We start from the raw sequence: 15,775 nt of genomic DNA, 5'->3' as shown, positions 1-15,775 counted from the left end.
CATAAGATAACGGTCTTAGGTCCACTCAGGAGACGCTCGCCATGCTATCTCGTTTATTAAAATGCAAAATTCACCGCGCTGTAGTTACACATGCAGAACTTCACTATGAAGGTTCTTGTGCAATTGATGGTGTGTTAATGGATTTAGCTGGCATTCGTGAATACGAAGAAATCCATGTTTGGAACGTTACCAACGGTAAACGTTTCGCAACTTATGCGATTCGCGGTGAAGACAACTCTGGCATTATCTCTGTCAACGGCGGTGCTGCTCATCAAGCTGATGTTGGTGATCTTGTCATCATTGCAACATTCGGTGCGTTCACAGAAGCTGAAGCAAATGCGCATAAACCACGTTTGGTCTACGCGAACCCAGACAATACAGTAAATCACACTGCAAACTGTATTCCTGTGCAAGTGGCTTAAGATGTAGAAAAAGCTCGCTGATTGCGAGCTTTTTTATTTCCTAAAAAAAACCAAGCTCTCCATCCTATAATTCTCCCCCTTCCTTCAATTCATTGTCTTAGCAATTTAATTGCAAACCTTGTCAGAAATAATCATGACGCTCAAGTTACATGAAAAATCACATTTTCTGTAAATTAGCCTATAATGAACCTACATCGCTTCAGGGCGGGGTGCAATTCCCCACCGGTGGTAATTTCAGTAGGATCAAAATTTCTGCTGATTCAGCCCACGAGCGTGTAGTCTCAACCCTACATGCAGATTTGGTTCAAAGCCAAAGCCGACGGTATAGTCCGGATGAAAGAAGACGACGTCATCAACACCCTTCTTATTGCCTATAGCACAGTAAGATGGTTTTGCTACGAGCCTATTTTCAAATGTCCTGAAATGTTCAATCGTATTTTCAAGTTACGCGAGCGTTTCAATGTCTAGTTTAATTCAACCCGAAATCTTCTTTTCAGCTCTTCCACCTGCTGAACAACGTATTCAACAAGCTTTAGCCGATATCCGCCAAGGTAAACCTGTCTTGGTGATGGACGACTTTGATCGTGAAAATGAAGCTGATTTAATTATTGCTGCGGAAACATTAACGGTTGCGACCATGGCTCGCATGATTCGTGATGGTTCAGGTATTGTCTGCCTTTGCATCACCAATGAACTCGCCGACCATTTAGAATTGCCACCTATGGTGAGTGATAACTCTAGCCAATTCAAAACTGCTTTCACCGTCACCATCGAGGCGGCTCAAGGAGTCACGACAGGCGTTTCTGCACAAGACCGTGTCACCACCATTCAAGCGGCGACCCGTACAGGTGCAATTGCCAGTGACTTGAACCGCCCTGGTCATGTATTTCCCTTGCGTGCACGTGATGGTGGTGTACTTAGCCGCCGTGGACATACTGAAGGAACCATTGATCTTGCCCGTTTGGCAGGACTGAAACCTGCGGGTGTGTTGTGCGAGTTAACCAATCCAGATGGCACCATGGCTTCTGGCATTCAAGTACTGGCTTATGCACAAACCCATCAGCTGACCGTGATTACCATTGAAGAATTGGTACAATATCGCTTGGCTCATCAGATTTAAAAAGAAAATGCCTCAGTCACTGTGCTGAGGCATACTTAAATGCTCATTGGTCCATTTTACTGCGCCACAAGCCCAATCCATACAGTGGCCAGTGATGCTTTGCTTTTAAGTGATGAAGAATATAAGCAATGCCAACCAACACACAGGCACCTAGTGCTACAGGAAACAATAAGAAACTCCAATCATAAGTCACATGAGGTGCCGATAAGAGAATCACCAATGGATTCGGACCTGCTGGGGGATGAATACAACGAAAATATTGCATGCATGCAATTGCTGCACCGACTGAAAAGGCAATAGATAGATAACTCACACCAAACCATTTCAAAAAACATAACCCAATCGCAGCCGAGATCAAATGCCCGAAAATGATGTTTCTGGGTTGTGCCAATGGTGATTGAGATGCCGCATAAAGCAAAACACAACTGGCACCAAAGGGAGCCATAATAAAAAGATGGCCACTCCAAGCGCCCAAACAGAGCAAAACCAAAATGCTCAGACTACCGCCAATAAAACCCAGTACAATCTCCCTCCCTGATGGTGTCGTAGAAAGTTTTTCTTTGCCAGTAAATATGCGCATTTAAATTCCCCTGCTGTTGTTTTCTTCAAGTCGATGGCTTAAAATCAAAATAGTACAGATCTGTACTATTTACAAGGAATAAATATAGATGTCAAAATCTGCACAGAAAATATTGGATACGGCAGAACACTTATTTAACCAGCATAGTTTTTCTGGAGTTGGTGTCGATTTAATTCGCGACCAATCGGGCTGTTCCAAAACCACCATGTATACCTATTACAGCAATAAACAACAATTGGTGATTCAAGTCCTGAAAGCGCGAGATTTAAAGTTTAGACAGAGCCTGTCCACATGTGTACAAGGACACGATAAGCTTGATGCCCTCCATAAAATTTATGATTGGCATATGGACTGGTTTCAAACAGATACATTCAAAGGCTGTCTTTTCATTCGGGCAGTCGCAGAAAGTACTAAACAAGATCAAGCCTTTGTAGAGATTGCGCAACAGCATAAAAGCTGGATCAAAAATTTAATTCACCAACAGGTGATGAGTTTTAAACATGCAGATGAAATCACTGAATTAACTTATAACTTCCTTGAAGCATTGATCAGTCGCTTTCTGGTCGAAGGCTTTGATCTTGTTCAAGCAGAACAAAATAAAGCCTTACTGGATAAGTTAATCAAATGCTTAATGAATGAATGATACAACCCGATTAACTAATGCTGATGTAGATCCCGTAGAGCGCCACAGCAATTAAAATCACCCCACAAAACGCCAATAGATGCTGATACATCTTGGAACGAGAAAAGCGGTTGAACATCAGATAGACAAAGGAGAGCGTGGCAAAATCAAGTGCAATCCAACTGAGCGTTAAAATACCCAGACTAAGGTTCAAATTCGGCGTTATCTGTACAAATTGTGGAAAGAAAGAGGCAAAGAAAATAATGTCTTTAGGGTTGGAAATCGCCACCAGAAAACCCTGCTTAAATCCACCATTGGCAACAGTGCTTGAAGCATTTTCAGCCCCGACATCACCCTGCCAGACTTCTCTTAAAATCTGTATCCCCAAATAAATAATATACAGACAGCCTATAATTTTAACGGCATTAAACCATTGCTCACTAATGGTCAGAAAACCCTTTAGAATCGCAATCGAGGCTGCAATCAGCACCAGAGAAGCAAGATTGGTTCCAAAAATAGTCTGTAAAGCACGACGATAGCCACCTTTTAAACCTGCACTGGCGACCAAAAGCATCACAGGTCCAGGAGTGGCAATCATTATGATTACGGCAAAACAATATAAAAAATATTCAATATAATTCACAAGTCATTACTTTCTTTTATTCAAATTTCAATAGAGTAAAGAGATTAATCCTCTTCCTGATCACGCAATAAACTATGACTGATCCCATCTGCACGCAAAAATGCCAAATCATAACTTGCTGTTGCCAATGCCAACACACGTCGCTCAAATTCTTGCCACAACGCTTTCACTTGTTGCTCGCTAATCCCTAAGCCACTTTCATTGGTAAAATTTTTGTTCTTTTCACAAATTTTGAGCGCATGATATAACTTGCGTCCTTTCGAGGCTTCTGATCGCAACCGCACGCGCTTGGACAGCACAAAGCCTTCCACATGACGTAAATCGGCAAAAGGCAACATCGGAACTAAAATCTGATCCAGTTGAGCATCTAATCGCAGCCAAACCGCATGTTGTTGTTGAGCCGTATAGGTATTCCACTTAATCACTTCATGATTAAAACGACGACACCCCCGACAAACCGCATCACCAAAGACCGTAGAACAACGCCCTGCGCACGGCGTCAGTGAAGCAATCCGACGATCATTACTCAAAATAAGCTCCTGAAATCAGCAAGATACAATCATAAAAACAATGCTTGAAGTTTTTAACAGCTATTAAAAACTGCTCAAGCATCATACCTTTTCTGACCGTATTAAAAAACCATAATTCTTGACGGGTTTTCTCGCATATTGCGGCAATTCGCGCTAAAATACGCGCCTTAAATTTTATCCTTCGTTTATATTTTGGAGTACTCCATGAACGCTACTGTAGAACAGCTTGCACCTGTAGAACAGCAAGCGACCTCTGGTTGGGTGGTTGCCGCACTTTATCAATTTAAAGAAGTTCAAGATCCTGCTGATCTACAACAACGACTTTTAGACTTGGTAAATTCTATCAACCTGTGTGGTACTCTGATTGTTGCAGGCGAAGGCATTAATGGTACGGTTGCAGGTGACCGTGCGGCGATTGATTCTGTACAGCAATTCCTCCTTAACGAAGGCTTTAATGCAATGGAATACAAAGAGTCGCATAGCGCTGACAAGCCATTCCGTAAAATGAAAATCAAACTGAAAAAAGAAATTGTTACGCTGGGCGTCGAAGTTAAGCCACGCGATTTAGTCGGTCACTACCTTGACCCTAAAGAATGGAATGAACTGATTGCACGTGATGACGTGATCCTGATTGATACGCGTAACGATTACGAATTCAAAGCGGGTACTTTCAAAGGTGCAATTGATCCGCAAACTGAAACTTTCCGTGAATTCCCTGAATACGTAAAGCAAAATCTTGAACAACATAAAGGCAAGAAAATTGCCATGTTCTGTACGGGCGGCATTCGCTGTGAAAAATCCACTTCATTGCTTTTACAAGAAGGCTTCGAAGAGGTGTATCACCTTAAAGGCGGCATTCTCAAATACCTTGAAGAAACTCCTGCCGAAGAAAGCATGTGGGAAGGCGAATGTTTCGTATTTGATGGTCGTACTGCGGTTACTCACGGGGTCGAAGAAGGTCAAAACATTAAATGTCATGCCTGTGGCTGGCCTTTGCTTCCTGCTGAAGTGGAAGAATCAAGTTATGAACATGGCGTATCTTGCAAATACTGCGTAGACAAAACTACAGACAAGCAAAAAGATGGCTTCCGTATGCGCCAATCGCAAATTGCTGCTGCAAAACGTAAGCGTCTATAATCGATCCTATCTCGTTTTCATGAGCCTCCCCAGTGGAGGCTTTTTTAATGTTAAATGAACAGCAATCAACTACAAAACAATACTTTACCCGATATTCAAATCCCACTAGGATAAAGCATCTTTCACTTTCATAAACACCTATGAACCTGACAGACTGGATTATCTCCATCATGGAGCAACTGGGCTATCTTGGCATTGCCCTGCTGATGTTTTTGGACAATGTTTTTCCACCCGTTCCTTCTGAAATTATTATGCCTTCTGCGGGTTATTCTGCTTCCCAAGGTGAGCTGCTTCTCATCGGGGTCATCATTGCAGGCTGTATCGGTTCATTGGTCGCTGCTGCGCTGTTGTACTGGATTGGCTACAAGTTTAATCACGAATCCATCTTTCGCTTTGTTGACCGCTACGGTAAATACTTTTTTATTAAAGCCTCCGATGTAAAAACTGCACTGGACTGGTTTGAACATTATGGACATCGGATTGTGTTTTTTGGACGTATGGTTCCCGCAGTACGTTCCTTAATCAGCATTCCAGCGGGTATGAGCCACATGCCTTTCTGGAAATTCATGTTTTATAGCAGCTTAGGAACCATCATTTGGACCAGTTTTTTGGCTTGCGTGGGCTTCTATTTCGGTGAAAATCAGGCGTTGATGCATCAAATTTTTAGCCAAGTCGGTTATGTGATGCTGGGTATTGCCCTTCTCATCATTCTATGGATTTTATATCGTCGACATCAGCGAAAATCACGACATTTTAAAAATTGAGCAATACACTTAAGGATTTACATGAAGTATTACCTCAAACATTTTGCAGCCGTCTACAGCATCGCTTTGGTGCTTTTGGTGGCAATTCTGATCTTTGGGCTTCATTTGGGTGGCATAACCCTGATTCCTGCATTAATTGCTTCCGCTTTCATTAGTGCAGCGCATTTCGTCAAAAAAGAACAACGCCTGCCCAGTAGTGATGAAAAAATACAATTGGTTTGGGGCTGTAGCGCCATCGCGATCATCATTGCCAGTTTCTTTGTGTTTTTCTTGGTACTGATGAATCCAAATGCTGAACAGATCTTAAAAGCCGCGGATGAGGCTGGACTCGGTCTTTCTGCCGTGATCATGCTCTGTCTGATTGCTGTGCATGCTGCAATCTTTCATTTTGCCTATGGTTGGTATGCTGCTTATCGTTTTAAGCAACTATAATTGCTTCACATCCAATGCTGAAAATTATCATTATTTCAACATGCTAAAATTGGTTTGACTCGCTAACATTTCTTCAGTGATCCACTGCTTAAAAATAACTTTACGCGGATCATCCTCAAAAGGAGATGCCGAAAGCAAATAGTACGCAGAGTCATCTTCACAGATTGGGGAAAGTATTTTGAGCATCTGAAAGCTCAATTCTTTTTCAATCATATAGACCGATGCAATTGTTGCGCCTAAGCCCGCCAAGCAAGCTTCTATACAAAGATAAAAATGCTCTAAGGATACTTTTTCAAAGTCTTGTAACGGCACTTTCAAATGAGTGCTTAATTGAGTCCACATTTTGGCTCGAGAACCCGAAATAAATAATTGCTGCATCGGTTCCTCCTGATTTTGGTGCGCCACGCAGACCATATACTCATCTGCAATCTTTTCGCTATACACCGCTTTGCCCCAATCAAAATCATTGCGCCTAAATGCCAAATCAATATGCTGTGCTTTAAAATCAGGGCTGCCCCCGCCTATCAATAAACTAATCTCAATCTCAGGATAGCGCTGTTTAAACTGAACCAAACGTGGAATCAACCATTTCATTGCAATCGTCGGTTCGCAAGACAAAATTAGCGGCTGCTTGCCGTGATCCTGCTTTTGAAGCTGCTGCAAACACCGATCGATTTGCGGAAAAACTTGTTCGCAACATGCCAATAGTTTTCTACCTTCCACCGTCAGATGTAACTTTTTCCCTTCGCGAACGAATAAAGCGCAGCCTAATGCATCTTCTAAGTTTTTTAATTGTTTACTGACCGCACCTTGAGTCACAAATAACTTTTCCGCGGCAACAGTAACACGCTCATAGCGTGCGACATACTAAAAAAACTTAAGGGAATTCAGTGATAATCGCTCAATCATTCCAAAAACTCATCAATCTAGAAGAAATAAAGTCGATTTTAAATATAGCAAATATATGAAAAATATATAAATCCTTTAGTTCTCTTCCAAAAAGGATCAATGAGTGAATGAAATCATAGCAATTGTGATGATTACAGTACTGGCTATGATTAGCCCTGGGGCAGACTTTGCACTGGTCAGCCGTAATAGTTATTTATATGGTCGCCAAAGTGGTCTTTATACCGCTTATGGCATTGCCTGTGCGGTATGGATCCACATTGGCTATAGCGTGTTCGGTCTGAGTGTTTTAAAACACTATCTGCCCAATCTTCTCAGTGTTATTCAGTATGGTGGTGCGCTGTATCTAATCTATATCGGTTATAAAACCTTTATCCAGCTTCCTGTTGTTGAACAGTCGGCAGTGAGCTTCGTCCATTGTAAGCAGGCTTTCAGGCAAGGATTTCTCACCAATAGTTTAAATCCGAAAACCACCTTATTTGTCATGAGCATCTTTGCGCAGTTACTCTCAAACCAAAATCAGATGCTCAGCTTAATCGGATATGGTGTATTTATATCTACCAGCCATCTAATCTGGTTTATGTTGGTTGCTTGCTTTTGCTCTACACCTACCATTAGAAATCAGATCCTGCAACAACAAAAGACGATTAACCGACTAATCGGGGCAATTCTCAGTTGCTTAGGATTGGGCTTGTTACTGATCTAATCCGAAATCATTTAGTCAAAATCCGAGTATAAAATTTTGAGATAAAAAAACGTCCACGAGGGACGTTTTTTTTGTCTTTCAATAGATCATACATGCCACGAAGCATGGCATCATGAGTCTTATGCTGGTGTATGGTACATAAGATAAAGTTCATTTAAATTGTCTGGAATTTCTTCCGCCAACTCATCCATCAATTGACCATTGCGACGGAAAGATTCCATTTGTGGATCTTCTTCATCAATGCCACTGAACACCATAATTGGTAAAGTTAAATCTACCAATTGCTCTTCATACTCTGGCGCAAACCATGCATCTTCATTTAAGAACATTGCATCGACAAAGCCAACACTCCAGTCACCTAAACTTGATTCAACGTCGGCTTCTTCAATTTCAAAAGGAAACTCAATACCTTCTTCATTGGCCAAATTCTGACGGATACTGTCCAACCAAGATTTTACTTGTGCAACAATTTCAGCAGGAACTTTTTTCTGATTGCCTTCAAAAAGCTCATCTAACCAACGATCAAATTGCGGACCAACAGCAATTGCACATAAGAAACCATGAGTCGCCGCAAAATCTAGACCATACTCATTTTGGTCACCATCTAGATATTCACTCAATAGGTCTAAATCTAAAGCACTCATTTCATATCCAAGTTTAAAATTATAAGACGTAGCATAACACTTTCAACACACGATTCTCATCGTGTGTTTCAATCATCCTCATCATCAAAGTCGTCATCATCGTCTATATCGTAATCAAAATCTTTTAACTCGCGCTCTAAACGGCGTTGTGCGAGTAAGTCATCGATCAAGCGACGTTTTTCCAGCGACTCTTTCGCGCTAATTTTGCCTGATGCCTCGTCAAAATTGACGTCATCATCACCGTAGTTATCATCTAATTCAAAATCTGTTGAAGACACTCAAACTACCTCAGAATAAAAATATAATGGGTCTAGGCGCTATTTATCGTGCTTCAGAATTCTTGTCAAGATTTATTTAAATTTATCCCATTTAATTTGAATTTTGGTCTTTATTTTTAACCATTTTTTATGGCATGATATAATCCACCTTGCGTCTTTCTGTTTTTCGGTATTTTTAATATCAAATTCTTACATTTTGATGTGGATTTTAAACTGACGAGCGCAAGGGATGAACTTGAAAATAACAATTTCACCCCCATCTTTATCACTGAATTTAAATTAAATATTTTATCAGGCAGCTTAACGGCTGATTATTCCTGATGAGATACGTTGCAGTTTACAGATTAAATATATGAAGCGAACTGAGCTATCCAGCGCAGTTTTCACCATCACAGATTCAACCAAGAGTAAGCAAAGATGAGCGATATGACTTCCCCTACTTCGCAAGTAGCGGCTCTGATTAGCCGAGGCAAAGAGCAAGGTTACTTAACTTATGCCGAGGTTAACGATCATCTCCCAGACTCGATCACTGAAAGCGAACAGATCGAAGACATTATTCAGATGCTTCAAGACGTTGGTATTCCTGTACACGAACGTGCACCTGAATCTGACGATACAATGTTCGAAGACAATGCAGAAGCTGCGGATGAAGTTGCTGAAGAAGAAGCGGCTGCCGTTCTTGCGTCTGTAGAAAACGAACCTGGTCGTACGACTGACCCTGTACGTATGTACATGCGTGAAATGGGTACGGTAGAACTTTTAACCCGTGAGGGTGAAATTAGCATTGCGAAACGCATTGAAGAAGGTATTCGCGATGTCCTGCATTCTATTGCCTACTGGCCAAATGCAGTTGAAGTGGTTTTACAAGAATATAATGATTACCTAGAAGGCGAACGCCGCCTTGCAGATATTTTATCAGGCTACTTAGACCCTGAAACTGACGATGACATTCCAGAAGTTCTGGAAGACGAATCTGAAGAAATTGAAGAAGATGAAGAAGATGAAGAGTCTTCAAGCAAGTCAACCAAAGATGTAAAACTGGATGACGACGATGAAGAAGAAGAGTCTGAAGGCGATGACGACTCTGAAGGTGATTCAGGCCCAGATCCAGAAGTTGCCAAAGTTCGTTTTGATGAATTAGAAGCGGCTTGGAACCAAACCAAATCTGTGATTGCCAAACATGGTCGCAATAGTGATGAAGCGAAAGCTGCACTTGAAGCACTTGCAACCGTGTTCATGATGTTCAAATTTACCCCTCGTTTATTTGATATCATTTCTGAAATGATTCGCGGTACCCACGACCAAATCCGTACTTCAGAACGTGAAGTGATGCGTTATGCCGTGCGTCGTGGTCGTATGGATCGTACTCAATTCCGTACATCGTTCCCTGGTCAAGAATCAAATCCAGCTTGGTTAGATGAACAAATTGCCAAAGCGCCTGCTGAGCACAAAGCCCATTTAGAAAAAGTACGTCCAGACGTGCTTGCCTTCCAGCAAAAAATTGCCGATATCGAAAAAGAATTGGGCTTAAATGTGAAAGACATTAAAGACATTTCTAAACGTATGGCTGTGGGTGAAGCGAAAGCACGCCGCGCGAAAAAGGAAATGGTTGAAGCCAACTTACGTTTGGTAATTTCGATTGCGAAAAAATACACCAACCGTGGCTTACAGTTCTTGGACTTGATTCAAGAAGGTAACATTGGCTTGATGAAAGCCGTAGACAAGTTTGAATACCGTCGTGGTTATAAGTTCTCGACTTATGCAACTTGGTGGATTCGTCAGGCGATTACCCGTTCGATTGCTGACCAAGCGCGTACCATTCGTATTCCCGTACACATGATCGAAACCATCAACAAAATCAACCGTGTATCGCGTCAACTTCTTCAAGAAATGGGTCGTGAACCGACACCTGAAGAATTAGGCGAACGTTTGGAAATGGACGAAGTTAAAGTTCGTAAAGTGCTTAAAATTGCCAAAGAGCCGATTTCGATGGAAACGCCGATTGGTGATGATGAAGATTCGCATTTGGGTGACTTCATTGAAGACAGCAACATCACTTCTCCAGTCGATGCTGCAACTTCAGAAGGCCTGAAAGAAGCGACTCGCGAAGTCCTTGAAAACTTGACTGAACGTGAAGCAAAAGTCTTGAAAATGCGTTTTGGTATTGACATGCCGACTGACCATACTTTGGAAGAAGTAGGTAAACAGTTTGATGTGACACGTGAACGTATTCGTCAAATTGAAGCTAAAGCGCTACGTAAATTACGTCATCCATCTCGTTCTGAACACCTACGTTCATTCCTTGAAAATGACTAAGACCACATGATGCACATGGGGGCTTGAAAATTATGCAAGTACCTCCATTATGTATCAATGAGAAACACAACGCCTGCACTCTCGCAGGCGTTTGAAATAAGGGGGCTACAATGTTAGACCGTACACCATCCCGCGAACTTCAAGAACATCTTTGGGTTTTCCCAATGGATTACCCAATTAAATTAATTGGGGAAGCAGGTGCTGAGTTACGCGTTGCAGTCGTTGAAATTCTAGTGAAGCATTTTCCTGAGTTCGATGGCGAGAGCTTATGTGTGCAACCGTCACGTACTGGAAAATACCATTCGTTGACTGCACAACTCCGTTTCGAAGAACTTGAACAAGTTCATGCACTGTATGCAGATTTAGCTGCTTGTCCGCTGATTAAGACTGCACTTTAAGCACTCAAAAAAACACGCGATTTGCGTGTTTTTTTACGCCTAAAGACTCCCCAATTCAGAGAATTTCCCCCTATCCCGCTTCGCTCAGCATATAATCCAAATCACACTCACCTATTGTTAAGGATGCTGTCGACGTGACTGATGCTGTAACCCAACCTACCTTAACCATTCGTCAATTTAATCAGCTTACCCCTTATGCAGACCGCTTTCAGGACATGAAACAGTTTACTGAACAACGTGATGCAGATACTCCTGACGAATTGTGGTTACTACAACATCCCGATGTGCTGACCCAAGGTCAGGCAGGTAAACCTGAACACATCTTGGTGCCTTCACATATTCCTGTAGTGCAGACCGACCGTGGGGGTCAAGTCACTTGGCATGGACCTGGTCAACTGGTCGCTTACTTCATGTTTGACCTAAATCGTCTGGGCTGGAACGTCCGTACATTGGTGTCTTATGCTGAAAACCTGATGATCGAACTTCTGAAGAAATACGGAATTGAGGCTTATGCCAAACCTGATGCACCTGGCGTCTATGTGAATGAGCGCAAGATTGGCTCTTTAGGATTTAAAATTCGTCGCGGACGTAGTTATCACGGACTGGCACTAAATATTAATTGTGATTTAACGGGTTTTCACACCATCAACCCTTGCGGTTATGCTGGCTTAGAAATGGTGCGCATTCATGATCTGATTGAACAGAACCCACCAAGTTTTGAAAACTTATGCGTCGATATCATTGAAACTTTAGAAAACAGCGGGTACTTTAATAAAGTTCAAATTGTTCAACAATAAGCACTTTACTTTTAACAGCAAAATAAATTAGAGTATTTACTCTAAATAAAATAATAGATTCTGAAACAAAGGGATAAGCAAGTGATTTTAAACAAATCAGTAAAACCTGCTTTACAACTCGCCTATGTCAAACTCATGATGGATGTGATTGGCAGAGGCTTGGTGATGGCAAGTCAGGTGGATGATGAAATTAAGCAGGAAGTTGCCAAATTCCCTGCCAATTTCATTTTGTCCATGAAGGTATTTCCCCATGGTCCTGCCTTTATCGCCCAAGTGACTGATCAGCATCAGTTAGTGCTGTTAAATGACACTGAACAAAAGCCTGATCTCACCATTACATTTAAGCACCTGAGTCATGCCTTTCTGGTATTTTCTTTCCAAGAAAGCACCGCGCAAGCCTTTGCCAATGACCGCATGATTGCAGATGGTGACTTGTCTTATGCCATTCGTCTAGTCCGCTGTTTAAACAAAATGGAATCCCTGATTTTACCGAAATTACTGGCTGAACTTGCAGTCAAACAATATCCTCACGAACTTAGCCTAAAAGAAAAACTGACAGGCGCAGCCAATATTTATCTTAAAGTGGCTCAATCATATTTCAAACGGAGTGCATAACATGGCAAAGCCTTATTACGAATTTTTTTGCCCAGTCAAAGTCATCGCAGGCAATGCAGCGTTAGAACACATCCCTTTTGAACTTGCTACACTCGGCTCTAAACGCCCAATGATCATCACCGATAAAGGCGTACGCAGTAACCAGTTACTGGCACCCATTGAAGCGGCCTTTGAATCGACTGATGCCGTGATTGGCTGTATTTTTGATGATGTTCCACCCGATTCAAGTTTGGATACCGTACGTCAAGCCGCAGCTTCGTATCGTGAAAACCAGTGTGATGCGATTATTGCTGTGGGTGGTGGTTCTGTTATTGATACCTCTAAAGCCACCAATATTTTGGTCAGTGAAGGTGGTGATGATCTATTACAGTATTCTGGTGCGCACAACCTACCGAAACCGTTAAAGCCATTTTTTGTGATTCCTACCACTTCAGGGACAGGTTCTGAAGTAACCATGGTCGCTGTAGTTTCGGATAAAGCTAAAAATGTAAAAATGGCATTTGCTTCATATTATCTGATGCCACACGCTGCGATTCTTGATCCACGCATGACCCTGACATTGCCACCGCATTTAACTGCCATGACTGCGATGGATGCCCTCACCCATGCGGTGGAAGCTTATACCTGTTTAGCAGCGAATCCGATCAGTGATGCCTATGCGACAGCGGCAATCAAAAAAATCAGCGGTAATTTGTTTAATGTCTTAGACAATCCGAACGATTCACAAGGTCGTTTGGAATTGGCACAAGCATCTACCATGGCGGGCATTGCCTTCTCGAATTCTATGGTCGGTTTGGTCCATTCTTTAGGACATGCACTCGGAGCTGTTGCACATCTGCCGCATGGACTTTGCATGAACCTGTTCCTGCCTTATGTGCTGGAATACAACAAAGAAGTGAATGGCGACAAAATTGCTGATTTATTACTGCCGCTTGCAGGTGCTGACATTTACGCGCAAACACCAGCACATTTAAGAGCCAATAAAGCCATCACGACGATTCAAGCTATGCGTGATCGCCTGTTTAGCTTGACCAAGTTACCAAGAACCTTGCATGAAACAGGTAAAGTGACTGAAGCTCAACTCGATGAAGTGGCTGAAAAAGCCTTAAATGATGGTTCCATCATTTACAATCCGAAAGAAGCGACTATTGAAGACTTGAGAGCCATTCTGCAAAAAGCATGGTAAATGTGAACTGAAATTTAAAGCCTGATGTGCAAACATCAGGCTTTTTCATGAATGACACAATAGTCATCGTTTTTTTACCTTTTTGGCAGAGAATTTGCTAAAAAATTCTACAAAATTACTGACAAGTGACATCAATTTAGGATAGATTGGCGCACTTTTATTTTATTCGTAGGGGGGATCGTTCGTCTCAAACGATCCTTATAAACATGACTGATCCTTGATCAACGATTAAGAGGACAACGCCGTTGACAAATATCTCTGGGACTCAATCGGCAGCGAAACTGCAAAAAAACCTTGGATTCTGGCACATTGTCATTATTGGTTTGGCTTACATCCAACCGATGACCTTGTTTGATACGTTTGGTTTAGTATCTGAAGAAAGCCATTACCATGTTCCGACCTCTTATATTATTGCCCTGATTGCAATTTTATTTACCTCCATTAGCTATGGGCATATGATCCGTCGCTACCCTTCTTCGGGTTCAGCATATACCTATGCGCAGAAATCAATTCATCCGAATGTTGGTTTTATGGTGGGCTGGTCATCATGGTTAGACTACCTCTTATCACCAATGGTCAATATTGTCTTGGCGGTGATTTACTTAGAGGCCTTATTCCCTGGTGTAAACCACTGGGTCTGGGTCTTGGGTCTAACTGCACTGATGACAGGAGTAAATCTACGTGGTGCACGCTTCGTTGCTAACTTTAACAGTCTGATTGTTTTCGTTCAGCTAGGTGTAATTGCATACTTTACATGGATGGTATATCAATTACTTGCCGCTGGTGTAAATGCAGATGGCACACTGGTAAATGCCAAGTATCAACTCTGGAGTCTTGAACCATTTTGGAACGAGATGACCACTATTGGTGCATTAATTACAGGTGCAACTTTACTCTGCTTCTCGTTCACTGGTTTTGACTCATTAAGTTCATTGGCTGAAGAAACCAAAGATACTGAAAAGACGCTGCCGAAAGCCATTTTTATGACGGCACTATTTGCTGGTGTGATCTTCATTATCAGCACTTATTTCATGCAAATTTACTTCCCGAACGACCCTACAACTTACTTTGAAGATGTTGCTGCAACTCAGCCAGACATCTTGCAAGCTGTGGGCGGTGTCGCTTTCAAAACGATCGTATTGTATTTTGCAATTGTGACGGTAATGGCTTCAGGGATTTCAGCACATGCTGGCGTATCACGCTTAATGTATGTCATGGGTCGTGATGGTGTCATTAATAAGAAGATCTTCGGTCATATTAGCCCAAGAACGTATACACCATCGTACAACATTTTAATTGTTGGTTTGGTTGCACTGACCGCAGGCTTTATGGATCTCGACATCGTGATCTCAATGATTAGTTTTGGTGCCTTGACTGCCTTTACTTTTGTTAACTTGTCCGTGATTTCACGTTATGCCCTACGTGACGGTCGCACTAAAAATGCAAAAGAAATCATCAACTTTGTTGTAATTCCAATGCTGGGCTTTCTCAGTATTTTCGCCATGTGGCTTGAAATTGAAGAAACGGCATTGAAATATGGCTTATGGTGGGCGATGTTTGGTATTTTATACTTAGGTTATAAGACCAAAGGCTTTAAACAGCCAGCGCCACAACACAATGAATTTGATGATCACCATCATTAATTTTCATGCCTAAAAAAAGACGCTTTATGCGTCTTT

18 protein-coding genes, 1 pseudogene and 1 riboswitch are annotated in these 15,775 nt (G+C 41.9%); of the genes and pseudogenes, 13 read left to right on the top strand and 6 right to left on the bottom strand.

Going from position 1 to position 15,775, the window contains the following annotated elements; all coding sequences use genetic code 11:
* Positions 1-41: 41 nt before the first annotated feature.
* Entirely contained in the window at positions 42-422 is a 381-nt protein-coding gene (gene panD / locus ACWQ4X_RS04590; RefSeq protein WP_016165796.1) for an aspartate 1-decarboxylase, read from the top strand.
* 192 nt (positions 423-614) lie between these two features.
* Positions 615-771, top strand: a riboswitch (FMN riboswitch).
* 111 nt (positions 772-882) lie between these two features.
* On the top strand, positions 883-1,542 hold the full coding sequence (gene ribB, locus ACWQ4X_RS04585; RefSeq protein ID WP_457902875.1) for a 3,4-dihydroxy-2-butanone-4-phosphate synthase: 660 nt from the start codon (positions 883-885) through the stop codon (positions 1,540-1,542).
* A gap of 43 nt (positions 1,543-1,585) precedes the next feature.
* Here the strand turns inward: ribB and ACWQ4X_RS04580 are convergent, their stop codons facing one another.
* Positions 1,586-2,122 carry an HPP family protein gene (locus tag ACWQ4X_RS04580; RefSeq protein WP_457902874.1) on the bottom strand — a complete coding sequence of 179 codons (537 nt, stop codon included), beginning with the start codon at positions 2,120-2,122 and terminating at the stop codon, positions 1,586-1,588.
* A gap of 88 nt (positions 2,123-2,210) precedes the next feature.
* Between ACWQ4X_RS04580 and ACWQ4X_RS04575 the strand changes: the two genes are divergently transcribed.
* Positions 2,211-2,765: a TetR/AcrR family transcriptional regulator gene (locus tag ACWQ4X_RS04575; RefSeq protein ID WP_457902873.1), complete on the top strand. Its 555-nt coding sequence runs from the start codon at positions 2,211-2,213 to the stop codon at positions 2,763-2,765.
* A 10-nt stretch (positions 2,766-2,775) separates the two neighbouring features.
* Here the strand turns inward: ACWQ4X_RS04575 and ACWQ4X_RS04570 are convergent, their stop codons facing one another.
* The gene (locus ACWQ4X_RS04570; RefSeq protein ID WP_457902872.1) at positions 2,776-3,387 is read right to left on the bottom strand and encodes a LysE family translocator; all 612 of its coding nucleotides are present in this window, start codon (positions 3,385-3,387) and stop codon (positions 2,776-2,778) included.
* Positions 3,388-3,431: 44 nt separating this feature from the next.
* On the bottom strand, positions 3,432-3,917 hold the full coding sequence (locus ACWQ4X_RS04565; RefSeq protein WP_457902871.1) for a DUF1289 domain-containing protein: 486 nt from the start codon (positions 3,915-3,917) through the stop codon (positions 3,432-3,434).
* A 204-nt stretch (positions 3,918-4,121) separates the two neighbouring features.
* On the opposite strand from ACWQ4X_RS04565, the gene trhO reads away from it, so the two are divergent.
* From trhO to ACWQ4X_RS04550, 3 genes are all read left to right on the top strand, one after another.
* Positions 4,122-5,054, top strand: a complete 933-nt coding sequence (gene trhO, locus ACWQ4X_RS04560; protein ID WP_457902870.1) for an oxygen-dependent tRNA uridine(34) hydroxylase TrhO — start codon at positions 4,122-4,124, stop codon at positions 5,052-5,054.
* A gap of 140 nt (positions 5,055-5,194) precedes the next feature.
* Complete coding sequence (locus ACWQ4X_RS04555) at positions 5,195-5,818, top strand: DedA family protein (RefSeq protein WP_457902869.1); 624 nt, start codon at positions 5,195-5,197, stop codon at positions 5,816-5,818.
* Positions 5,819-5,839: 21 nt separating this feature from the next.
* The gene (locus ACWQ4X_RS04550) at positions 5,840-6,250 is read left to right on the top strand and encodes an ABZJ_00895 family protein (RefSeq protein ID WP_457902868.1); all 411 of its coding nucleotides are present in this window, start codon (positions 5,840-5,842) and stop codon (positions 6,248-6,250) included.
* 30 nt (positions 6,251-6,280) lie between these two features.
* On the opposite strand, the pseudogene ACWQ4X_RS04545 reads toward ACWQ4X_RS04550, so the two are convergent.
* Positions 6,281-7,159: pseudogene (locus ACWQ4X_RS04545) on the bottom strand (LysR family transcriptional regulator).
* Positions 7,160-7,262: 103 nt separating this feature from the next.
* Between ACWQ4X_RS04545 and ACWQ4X_RS04540 the strand changes: the two are divergent.
* Entirely contained in the window at positions 7,263-7,862 is a 600-nt protein-coding gene (locus ACWQ4X_RS04540) for a LysE family translocator (protein ID WP_457902867.1), read from the top strand.
* 119 nt (positions 7,863-7,981) lie between these two features.
* Here the strand turns inward: ACWQ4X_RS04540 and ACWQ4X_RS04535 are convergent, their stop codons facing one another.
* Complete coding sequence (locus ACWQ4X_RS04535) at positions 7,982-8,506, bottom strand: YecA/YgfB family protein (RefSeq protein WP_374531693.1); 525 nt, start codon at positions 8,504-8,506, stop codon at positions 7,982-7,984.
* 68 nt (positions 8,507-8,574) lie between these two features.
* On the bottom strand, positions 8,575-8,784 hold the full coding sequence (locus ACWQ4X_RS04530) for a PA3496 family putative envelope integrity protein (RefSeq protein ID WP_016165788.1): 210 nt from the start codon (positions 8,782-8,784) through the stop codon (positions 8,575-8,577).
* Between the two features lie 417 nt (positions 8,785-9,201).
* Here ACWQ4X_RS04530 and rpoD point away from each other — a divergent pair, with 417 nt between their 5' ends.
* The 6 genes from rpoD (at position 9,202) to ACWQ4X_RS04500 (ending at position 15,739) form a co-directional block, all read left to right on the top strand.
* Complete coding sequence (rpoD, locus tag ACWQ4X_RS04525) at positions 9,202-11,100, top strand: RNA polymerase sigma factor RpoD (RefSeq protein WP_457902866.1); 1,899 nt, start codon at positions 9,202-9,204, stop codon at positions 11,098-11,100.
* Positions 11,101-11,210: 110 nt separating this feature from the next.
* Complete coding sequence (locus ACWQ4X_RS04520; RefSeq protein WP_457902865.1) at positions 11,211-11,498, top strand: YbeD family protein; 288 nt, start codon at positions 11,211-11,213, stop codon at positions 11,496-11,498.
* Between the two features lie 134 nt (positions 11,499-11,632).
* A complete protein-coding gene (lipB, locus tag ACWQ4X_RS04515; RefSeq protein WP_457902864.1) occupies positions 11,633-12,295 on the top strand; it encodes a lipoyl(octanoyl) transferase LipB in 663 nt (220 codons plus the stop codon).
* An 81-nt stretch (positions 12,296-12,376) separates the two neighbouring features.
* The gene (locus ACWQ4X_RS04510; RefSeq protein WP_100243173.1) at positions 12,377-12,910 is read left to right on the top strand and encodes a hypothetical protein; all 534 of its coding nucleotides are present in this window, start codon (positions 12,377-12,379) and stop codon (positions 12,908-12,910) included.
* A gap of 1 nt (position 12,911) precedes the next feature.
* On the top strand, positions 12,912-14,096 hold the full coding sequence (locus ACWQ4X_RS04505; RefSeq protein WP_457902863.1) for an iron-containing alcohol dehydrogenase: 1,185 nt from the start codon (positions 12,912-12,914) through the stop codon (positions 14,094-14,096).
* 245 nt (positions 14,097-14,341) lie between these two features.
* Entirely contained in the window at positions 14,342-15,739 is a 1,398-nt protein-coding gene (locus tag ACWQ4X_RS04500; protein ID WP_100243171.1) for an APC family permease, read from the top strand.
* The last annotated feature ends 36 nt before the right edge of the window (positions 15,740-15,775 follow it).

The organism is Acinetobacter sp. NigerLNRRAM0016, from assembly GCF_054112845.1.
This window is presented reverse-complemented; position numbering and strand designations above follow the sequence as displayed.

Excerpts from the sequence above, each read along its gene's own strand:
- panD (WP_016165796.1), top strand. The coding sequence starts at position 42 with ATGCTATCTCGTTTATTAAAATGCAAAATTCACCGCGCTGTAGTTACA.
- ribB (WP_457902875.1), top strand. The coding sequence starts at position 883 with ATGTCTAGTTTAATTCAACCCGAAATCTTCTTTTCAGCTCTTCCACCT.
- ACWQ4X_RS04580 (WP_457902874.1), bottom strand. The coding sequence starts at position 2,122 with ATGCGCATATTTACTGGCAAAGAAAAACTTTCTACGACACCATCAGGG.
- ACWQ4X_RS04575 (WP_457902873.1), top strand. The coding sequence starts at position 2,211 with ATGTCAAAATCTGCACAGAAAATATTGGATACGGCAGAACACTTATTT.
- trhO (WP_457902870.1), top strand. The coding sequence starts at position 4,122 with ATGAACGCTACTGTAGAACAGCTTGCACCTGTAGAACAGCAAGCGACC.
- ACWQ4X_RS04555 (WP_457902869.1), top strand. The coding sequence starts at position 5,195 with ATGAACCTGACAGACTGGATTATCTCCATCATGGAGCAACTGGGCTAT.
- ACWQ4X_RS04550 (WP_457902868.1), top strand. The coding sequence starts at position 5,840 with ATGAAGTATTACCTCAAACATTTTGCAGCCGTCTACAGCATCGCTTTG.
- ACWQ4X_RS04535 (WP_374531693.1), bottom strand. The coding sequence starts at position 8,506 with ATGAGTGCTTTAGATTTAGACCTATTGAGTGAATATCTAGATGGTGAC.
- rpoD (WP_457902866.1), top strand. The coding sequence starts at position 9,202 with ATGAGCGATATGACTTCCCCTACTTCGCAAGTAGCGGCTCTGATTAGC.
- ACWQ4X_RS04520 (WP_457902865.1), top strand. The coding sequence starts at position 11,211 with ATGTTAGACCGTACACCATCCCGCGAACTTCAAGAACATCTTTGGGTT.
- ACWQ4X_RS04505 (WP_457902863.1), top strand. The coding sequence starts at position 12,912 with ATGGCAAAGCCTTATTACGAATTTTTTTGCCCAGTCAAAGTCATCGCA.